We start from the raw sequence: 7,889 nt of genomic DNA, 5'->3' as shown, positions 1-7,889 counted from the left end.
GATCCCACTCCAGGAGGTGGTCATAGAGAAGAAACAGATCCCCATCCCCGAAGAGGTCGTAATTGAGAAGCCATCAGAGAAAGATGAGCCTGTTTTGGATGGGAAAGGATCGAAAAAACCCTCCATTCTCCAGAGACTCTCACCTAAAAGACGTCTGCGCGAGGAGTACCATCCTGATACCCACGGCCCATTGCTCGATCTTCGATATACACCTCCGCCCGGTGTCGAGGAGGTTGAGCTCTACCCGGTACACCCCCCGTATGCATATATCAGAATCCTCTACGATGTCCTCTCCCATGAATACACCTACCAGGTCATAGAGCCCCTGCTGACAGAAGGCGAAGAAGCGTTATACAACGAGATTAAAAACCGGCTCTTTGAGACACTGGATATCAGCACCCGTGGTCTCTCCAGGGAGGAGACACGGAAACTACTCAGAGAGGCCAGCCGCAGGATCATCGAAGACTTTGATCTCAGCCTCACTCCTGTCGAAGAGGAGAAGATCCATTACCGGATGGATTGTGAGTTCATAGGGGACGGACTGATCGATCCGATTATGCATGACCCGTTCATTGAGGATATCTCCTGTGACGGGCTGAAGTCGCCGATCTTCGTCTACCATACCCGGTATGAGTCGATTAAGACATCGCTCTGCTATACCAGTTCTGTTGATCTGGATTCATTTGTGACAAAACTTGCGCAGAGGGCTGGAAAATATATCTCGATTGCGGAGCCGATTCTGGATGCAACAATGTCGGATGGATCCCGTATCCAGATGACTCTCGGAACCGAGGTGACTGCACATGGATCGACCTTTACGATCAGGAAGTTCCGTGATGAGCCGATCACCCCGACAGACCTCATCGAATGGAAGACCTTCTCCCCCCTCTCGATAGCATTTCTCTGGCTTGCCGTTGAGAGCGGCAAGTCATGCATCTTTGCAGGAGGAACAGCGTCCGGGAAGACAACCTCGCTGAATGCAATCTCCCTCTTCATGCCTCCGCTTGCAAAGATCATCACACTCGAAGATACGCGTGAACTGAAGCTCCCTCACGCGAACTGGATCCCAAGTGTCACCCGCGACTCCTTTGATACGGGTGGGCGTGGCGAGATCGATCTCTACGAACTTCTGAGAGCTGCCCTCAGGCAGCGTCCCGAATACCTTCTTGTCGGTGAGGTGCGTGGGAGAGAGGCACTGACACTCTTCCAGGCAATGAGTACCGGCCATATCACGTACTCAACTACCCATGCGGATTCGGTTTCAAGTGTTGTACACCGGCTTGAGAACCCGCCGATGAATGTGCCAAGGAATATGCTCTCAGCACTCGATCTCGTCTCTATCCAGGTTCAGGCACGTGTGGGGGGGCAGAGGATCCGAAGAAACAAGCAGATTATCGAGATCCTCGATATCGATCCACGGACAAACGAACTGATCACCAATGAAGTCTTCAGGTGGAAACCCTCGACAGATGAGATCTCCTATTCAGGGAAATCCTATATCCTTGAGGATATCATGGAGGAGCGCGGATGGGATGACGAGAGAATCCAGGAGGAGCTGAAACGGAGGCAGGAGGTTCTTGAATGGATGAGAATACGGAAAATTAGGCATTATAAGGATGTTTCTGCCATTTTAATGGATTACTTCAGAAACCCCGATGATGTGATCGCCCGCGTGAGAGGGGATCTCTATGAACAGGTATGAACTCTTCTGCTTCAACCTCCTCGGAGAGAGGATGCGGAAGAAGAAAGAGAATTACATCGAACTACATGGAAGTCTCATCTCTGCCCGCCACAAAGTGCCATTTGAGGCCTACCTTGCATCAGCAACCTTAACCTCGGCAATAGCCGGAGTTCTTGCCGCTGTAGTTGCCGGAGTCCTCAGCTATTTTTTTAAGATTCCGAACCTGATCACCTACAGCGGATCGCTCCCCGTTGTCGTCTACGAATATGCGGATCTGCTCCTGATCGTCGGGACCATTGCAATCACGCTCCTGACCCTGATGGTTGTGTCCGGATCGACGTATTTTCTCTTCCTGATGTACCCCCCGATTATGGCAGGTGAGAGGAAGAGGAAGATAGATGCAAGCCTTCCACACGCGATCAATTATATCACCGCAATGTCCACCGCCGGGATCACCCCCGCCGAGATCTTCCGCCTTCTTGGAGAATCACCAGTCTATGGCGAGAGTGCCGCTGAAGCCCGGTATATTGCCCGTGAGATCGATGTATTCGGGCGCGATCTCATCGATGCATTACGGGTCGTCTCGACAATCACCCCAAGTGACCGGCTGAAAGAGTTTCTGCAGGGAGCAATGGGGGCAATATCAAGCGGAAGCAACCTGACTGAGTACTTCAAACTGAAGGCAAACCAGTATGCCATTGAGAACCGGCAGCAGCAGAAGGCATTCCTTGACACACTGGGGCTGATATCCGAATCCTATGTAACAGCCCTCGTTGCAGGAACACTCTTTCTCGTCATTCTGCAATCGGTGATGTCGATGCTCTCCGGTGGGGGAGATCCGATCTTCCTCTATGTGATCATCTACCTGATCATGCCGTTTGGAAGTGCCATGTTCCTTGTTATGATCGATTCCATGACTCCGGAGGTCTGAGATGAGGTGGAGAAGGCAGGGACAGGTAGCAGAGATTGATGCCGACAGGAACATCCACGATAAGATCGAGAGGCGTAGTAAAAAAGAGAGGGGATTTTCGGGTTTTATACAGCACCCGGTTCAATCACTGATCAAAAACCCCATCCATTCACTCTATCTGACAATTCCCCTCTCGCTCGTAATCGCCCTCATCTGGTTCTTCATCGTCTATCAGCAGTTCGGCCTGAATTTTGTTCTTGGAACGACCATAATTGATGACATCCTGATCGTCACAACGCTCCTGATCATCACCCCACTTGCCCTCCTCGACTTTTTTGATGATCGCCGGCAGAGGAGCCTTGAGTCCGCACTCCCAAACTTCTTCCGTGACCTTGCAGGGATGAATGAATCCGGTATGACACTGCCCGGAGCCGTTGCCCTTGTCTCCCGCGCAGAATATGGCGCCCTGACACCGCATATCCGTCGCCTGGATCAGGAGATGTCATGGAATGTTCCGTTTGTTCCGGCGATGCTCCGGTTTGGTGAAAGAATACAGACGCCTCTTGCAACCAGGAGTGTGGATCTGATCGCAAAAGCGAGCAGGGCCGGAGGAGATATCTCAAATGTCCTCCGTGCAGCAGCAATCGATACCTACGAGTTTGTCACCCTGAAGACCGATCGATTAAACAATATGTTCATTTATATTGTGATCATTATCATATCCTTCTTCGTCTACATGTTCGTCATCGGCATTCTGACCAGCACATTCCTCGGTACAATGGCAGAAGCAGGCAGGGCCGCAGAGGCATCCGGTGCCGGTGCAGGATTTATGGCATCGATTGATATTGACTTTTATAAGAGGATCTTCTCGCACGCGGTCATCCTGCAGGGCTTCTTCTCCGGGCTTGTCGCAGGCCAGATGGGTGAGGGGAGGGCAATGGCAGGACTGAAATTCTCAGCCATGATGGTCCTGATCGGCTGGCTGGTCTTTCGGTTCGCCATCTAACGTGAATATAAAAAAACGGGGAATTGAGAGAAGAAGGAGGGAGGGAATTAATTTATATTATCAATTTTATACCCCTTCTGAGAGAGCAGATCTTTCACGCGGTCACGGTGATTCCCCTGCAACTCGATGGTATTTCCTTTTACGGTTCCTCCACAAGCAAGTTTGCTCTTCAGGAACTTTGAGAGATCTTCAAGATCGATCTCATAGGGATCGAGACCGTCTACAACGGTCACTTCTTTCCCATACCGTCTCCGGTTGATCTTCACGAGAATTCTCTGCTGTTCCTTGGCGACCTCTTCGCAGATACACAGCTCTTTCGGAAGGCCACATTTTGGGCAGATGCCACTGTTCATTAACCAGTACTGGACGTTCATCTCTATTTATTGTATGCGCTGGGAGGAGGCAGAGTGTGCGGGATCGAAGAAGATCAGAATGTCCCTTTTTATCTTCATGGAGAGAGAACAAATGAACCATGTCACTTCTGGTGCTTGGAACCGCCTCCCATGTCGGAAAAAGTGTCACTGTTGCCGGTATATGCCGTGCGCTCTTCAATCGTGGATATACAGTCGCACCATTTAAAGCGCAGAATATGAGCCTCAACTCCTACGTCACAGCAGATGGCAGCGAGATAGGTATTGCCCAGGCGATGCAGGCGATCGCTGCACACCGCGAGCCGGTCGCTGAGATGAACCCGATCCTCTTAAAGCCAAAAGCTGAAAGCATCTCACAGGTGATCGTCCTTGGAAAACCCTATCGTGACCTCCCGATACGTGACTATTACAAGGAGACTGACGCGCTTCTTGAAGTGGCAGTCGCTGCGTACGAGGATCTCATGGCAGAGACAGGATGTGTCATCTGCGAAGGGGCGGGTGGAGCAGCAGAGCTGAACCTCTATGATCGTGATATTGCCAATATACGGCTTGCGGAAAGACTTCAAATCCCAATCATCCTTGTAGCAGATATCGAGAGGGGAGGGGTCTTTGCCCAGCTGTATGGGACGATCAGCCTCCTTCCGCCAAAAGTTCGTTCCCTCGTTGCCGGTGTGATCATCAACAAATTCAGGGGTGATCCCGAGATCTTTGCTTCAGGAATCGATCTTATCAAAGAGACCTGTTTGGTTCCGGTGCTCGGGGTTGTTCCTTTTACCGATCTCAACCTCCCAAGTGAGGATTCGCTCTCGCTCTCCGACAAACGCGCATCATCATCTCCGATCCGGATAGGAATCATCCATCTGCCACGGATATCGAATTTCACAGATTTTGAAGCACTTGAACGATCCACGTCTGTCACCTATGTCCGGCCCGGTGATCCGCTCGATACCTATGACTGCATCATCATACCTGGAACAAAAAATACTGTTGAGGATCTCCTGCATCTCAGGAGAACCGGGACAGGCGATGCGATAGCAAAAGCACGGGAACGTGGTGTGCCGGTGATTGGTATCTGCGGGGGATACCAGATGCTCGGGAGGAGGATCTATGACAAGGGCATCGAATCCAGTGGTGAGGCAGTATATGATGGTCTGAATATGCTGCCTGTTGAGACGTCGTTCTCGGAGTACCAGAAGACAACGATCCGGGTGACACGACAGGCACGGCAGGTTGGGCCGATCCTGGGTGCAATGGGGGAGGTGAGCGGATACGAGATCCATATGGGCGAGACGATCAGCGCCGGAGGAACCGAAGCATTCGAGGGAGATGGATCGGTATCAGATGACGGGCTGGTCTTTGGAACCTATCTCCACGGCCTCTTCCAGAATGCATCTGCTGTTACTGCCCTGCTTCAGTACCTCTATGGGAAGAAGGGACTGATTTATACCGAAGAGGAGAGAACTGATCCCTATGACCATCTTGCCCGTCATCTGGAGGAGCATCTCGATATGAATGCGATTGTTGAGCTGGCGGCCCCGGTTATTCCGGGGGAGAAGAGAAGCAATGAACAGGCAGATTAAGGAGGTTACCTTATGAGTATTCGGATCTCATTTACCCTTGAGAACGATCTGGCACATCAGATCGAACAGTTCGCCACTGAAAAGAGGATCGAGAGGAATGAGGCAATTTTAAGGCTTATTGAGGCGGGTGTTGAGAAATATACCGAAGACAACTCATTTGTTCCGGTGCCGCGGGAGAGGAGCTTTGAGGAGGTGAAGGTGATCAACCGCTCACTGGAGAGCCTGACTGATGCTGTTGTGGATCTCAAAAAAGAGATCCGGGTTGTACACCATATCCTCGATCTGAAATGGCAGAAAGATCAGCTGCCAGTTCCGCAGGAGACCCGGAGATGGTGGGAGTTCTGGAAGGGTCTCTGATCTGAAATCAGCTGATGATCGACATGATACTGCGGTAGCCTTCACCTACCATATCATCACACCAGACCCGTGTGACCGCTTTCAGATCCACCTCATCTGTTGCACCGCTCCGTGAACAGTATGCCCGTGCAGGCGAGGGCATCCGTATTCCATTCACCTCGAAATAGCGCGAATGGGCACAGAAGCGGCACCGATCAAGAGTAACCGACTTTTCCGGGAGGCAGGGAACTTTCTCCCCCTTCACCTCCAGTATCCGCATCCCTTCTTCACTCATAGAAGATCACCTTGTATCCTGATGTGGTCAAAGCCTTTCTGACCTCCTCCTTCCAATCCGAATCGGCTGCACTACCATACCGCTCCTTCAGGCATATCCATTCCTCCTGAAGGCCGGGATCTTCGGTTTTCAGATCACGCCTCCCCTTCATCTCGCCGCAGAGGACATCCTGACGCATCACCTTCCCCGTACAGCAGAGATAGTCACGACAGAATACCGGCCGTGACCGGTAGATCGTACAGATGACCCTCTCATCATCTTCTCTCCTGAGGAACGGGCAGGCATGAGGATGCTCATTCTGGTATGAAGTATCAGAGAAGAGATCAGATCTGCCCGGATCGAGAACCGCCATGAAGGATTCTTTTGTAAGGGAGAGGGAGCATCCGTATGCGCCCCCGATCTTCTGGTTAATCGTAATATAACGGCCAAAACCATTGCAACATCTGCCGCAGAGGGTGCAGGTGAACTCAGAACCCATGCATTCTCTCTCATGCTGAAGAGTGATAAGGGTATCCGGAGAGCAGATCAATGTCATTTAATTGATACGGGGTTATATCTCCTTACCATGAAAGTCTGCATCATGTGCGGGGGTGAAGGGACACGCCTCCGTCCGCTGACGTTTGAGCGGCCAAAGCCCTGTATACCAATAGGAGGGATCCCCTCCATCCAGCATCTTGTTGTGCACCTCGCCAATCTCGGATTTACTGATATCGTCATCACGCTTGGATATCTTGGCGATCGGATAAAAGAGGTGCTGGGCGATGGTTCACTCTTCTCCGCCGAGATCACCTATGTCGAGGAGAAGACGAAGCTTGGAACGGCGGGATCAGTAAAAAATGCGCAGGAGTATCTTGATGGCATGCCATTTCTGGTCGTCGGGGGAGATCATGTCACGGATATCAATCTCCTCGAATTTTACCGCGAACATAAGAAGATGAATGCGATCGCATCAATCGGGCTGATTGGGATCGATGATCCCTGCGAGTATGGGATTGCAGAGATCGATGCAACCTTCACCATCCAGCGGTTCAAGGAGAAGCCGGGGCCCGGAGAAGTCTTCTCAAACCTCGCCAGCACCGGGATGTACGTCTGCAATCCCGAGATTTTTGAGTATATACCGGAGAAAACCAAATATGATTTTGCCCGTAATCTCTTCCCTGACCTGATGAACAGAGGATATCAACTGAAAGGATGGCTTGCCAGAGGAAACTGGACCGATGTCGGATCCCCCTCGATGCTCAGGCAGGCCGAGAGATGGAAGCTGAATGATGTCGGGATCACCACAATACAGGGCAACCTGAGTGTTGAGGATGCCCAGATCACAGGTCCCGTCAGGTTTGGTGATTCGATCACCCTCGGACCGCGATCACGCGTTATCGGGCCGGTCTCTATCGGAAAAGGGGTAACAATCGGGGAGGATGTGATCATCGGTCCCTACACATCCATCGGGGATCATTGCAGCATCAATAGCCGGGCAAAGATCTTCTCCTCATCGCTCTACTCGGGAGTCTCAATCGGGCCTGGCTCCACCGTCAGCGGGAGCATCATCGATAATGATGTACGCATTGGCGAAAACTGTTCGATCGAGCATGATACGGTGATCGGGCCACGTGCAAATCTTGGAGATGGCGTCGTCATTCATTCACGCACCCGGCTCTGGCCTGAGGTTCTCATACCCGATGGTGACGTGGTGAAAGAGTACGTCCTCAA

The 7,889-nt window shown here is 51.5% G+C and carries 9 protein-coding genes; 6 read left to right on the top strand and 3 right to left on the bottom strand.

Going from position 1 to position 7,889, the window contains the following annotated elements:
* The 3 genes from QCH34_RS03265 to QCH34_RS03255 all read left to right on the top strand — a co-directional run.
* Positions 1–1,702: ATPase, T2SS/T4P/T4SS family (locus QCH34_RS03265; RefSeq protein WP_300330022.1), on the top strand; the 1,702-nt coding region annotated here is incomplete at its 5' end.
* Positions 1,689–2,612: a type II secretion system F family protein gene (locus QCH34_RS03260; RefSeq protein WP_300330019.1), complete on the top strand. Its 924-nt coding sequence runs from the start codon at positions 1,689–1,691 to the stop codon at positions 2,610–2,612. The genes QCH34_RS03265 and QCH34_RS03260, both read left to right, overlap by 14 nt.
* A 1-nt stretch (position 2,613) precedes the next feature.
* Positions 2,614–3,597 carry a type II secretion system F family protein gene (locus tag QCH34_RS03255; protein WP_300330016.1) on the top strand — a complete coding sequence of 328 codons (984 nt, stop codon included), beginning with the start codon at positions 2,614–2,616 and terminating at the stop codon, positions 3,595–3,597.
* Positions 3,598–3,644: 47 nt separating this feature from the next.
* Here QCH34_RS03255 and yciH read toward each other — a convergent pair whose 3' ends face one another.
* The gene (gene yciH / locus QCH34_RS03250) at positions 3,645–3,950 is read right to left on the bottom strand and encodes a stress response translation initiation inhibitor YciH (protein ID WP_292734391.1); all 306 of its coding nucleotides are present in this window, start codon (positions 3,948–3,950) and stop codon (positions 3,645–3,647) included.
* A 119-nt stretch (positions 3,951–4,069) separates the two neighbouring features.
* Here yciH and QCH34_RS03245 point away from each other — a divergent pair, with 119 nt between their 5' ends.
* Together QCH34_RS03245 and QCH34_RS03240 are read left to right on the top strand one after the other, a co-directional pair.
* Positions 4,070–5,548 carry a cobyric acid synthase gene (locus QCH34_RS03245; RefSeq protein ID WP_300330012.1) on the top strand — a complete coding sequence of 493 codons (1,479 nt, stop codon included), beginning with the start codon at positions 4,070–4,072 and terminating at the stop codon, positions 5,546–5,548.
* 12 nt (positions 5,549–5,560) lie between these two features.
* On the top strand, positions 5,561–5,905 hold the full coding sequence (locus QCH34_RS03240; protein WP_300330007.1) for a type II secretion system protein E: 345 nt from the start codon (positions 5,561–5,563) through the stop codon (positions 5,903–5,905).
* 7 nt (positions 5,906–5,912) lie between these two features.
* Here the strand turns inward: QCH34_RS03240 and QCH34_RS03235 are convergent, their stop codons facing one another.
* Positions 5,913–6,179 carry a hypothetical protein gene (locus QCH34_RS03235; protein WP_300330004.1) on the bottom strand — a complete coding sequence of 89 codons (267 nt, stop codon included), beginning with the start codon at positions 6,177–6,179 and terminating at the stop codon, positions 5,913–5,915.
* Positions 6,172–6,657 carry a YkgJ family cysteine cluster protein gene (locus tag QCH34_RS03230; protein ID WP_300330001.1) on the bottom strand — a complete coding sequence of 162 codons (486 nt, stop codon included), beginning with the start codon at positions 6,655–6,657 and terminating at the stop codon, positions 6,172–6,174. Before QCH34_RS03230 ends, QCH34_RS03235 begins: the two co-directional genes overlap by 8 nt.
* 87 nt (positions 6,658–6,744) lie before the next feature.
* Here QCH34_RS03230 and QCH34_RS03225 point away from each other — a divergent pair.
* Positions 6,745–7,889 (top strand): NDP-sugar synthase (locus QCH34_RS03225; protein WP_300329998.1); only part of this gene is annotated, 1,145 nt, incomplete at its 3' end.

It is taken from the genome of Methanocalculus sp. (genome assembly GCF_029762515.1).
Classification (GTDB): Archaea; Halobacteriota; Methanomicrobia; order Methanomicrobiales; family Methanocorpusculaceae; genus Methanocalculus.
This window is presented reverse-complemented; position numbering and strand designations above follow the sequence as displayed.

Bases quoted from the DNA above. Each gene is read 5' to 3' on its own strand.
- QCH34_RS03230 (WP_300330001.1), bottom strand. From the start codon at position 6,657: ATGGGTTCTGAGTTCACCTGCACCCTCTGCGGCAGATGTTGCAATGGT.
- QCH34_RS03245 (WP_300330012.1), top strand. From the start codon at position 4,070: ATGTCACTTCTGGTGCTTGGAACCGCCTCCCATGTCGGAAAAAGTGTC.
- QCH34_RS03240 (WP_300330007.1), top strand. From the start codon at position 5,561: ATGAGTATTCGGATCTCATTTACCCTTGAGAACGATCTGGCACATCAG.
- QCH34_RS03255 (WP_300330016.1), top strand. From the start codon at position 2,614: ATGAGGTGGAGAAGGCAGGGACAGGTAGCAGAGATTGATGCCGACAGG.
- QCH34_RS03235 (WP_300330004.1), bottom strand. From the start codon at position 6,179: ATGAGTGAAGAAGGGATGCGGATACTGGAGGTGAAGGGGGAGAAAGTT.
- yciH (WP_292734391.1), bottom strand. From the start codon at position 3,950: ATGAACAGTGGCATCTGCCCAAAATGTGGCCTTCCGAAAGAGCTGTGT.
- QCH34_RS03260 (WP_300330019.1), top strand. From the start codon at position 1,689: ATGAACAGGTATGAACTCTTCTGCTTCAACCTCCTCGGAGAGAGGATG.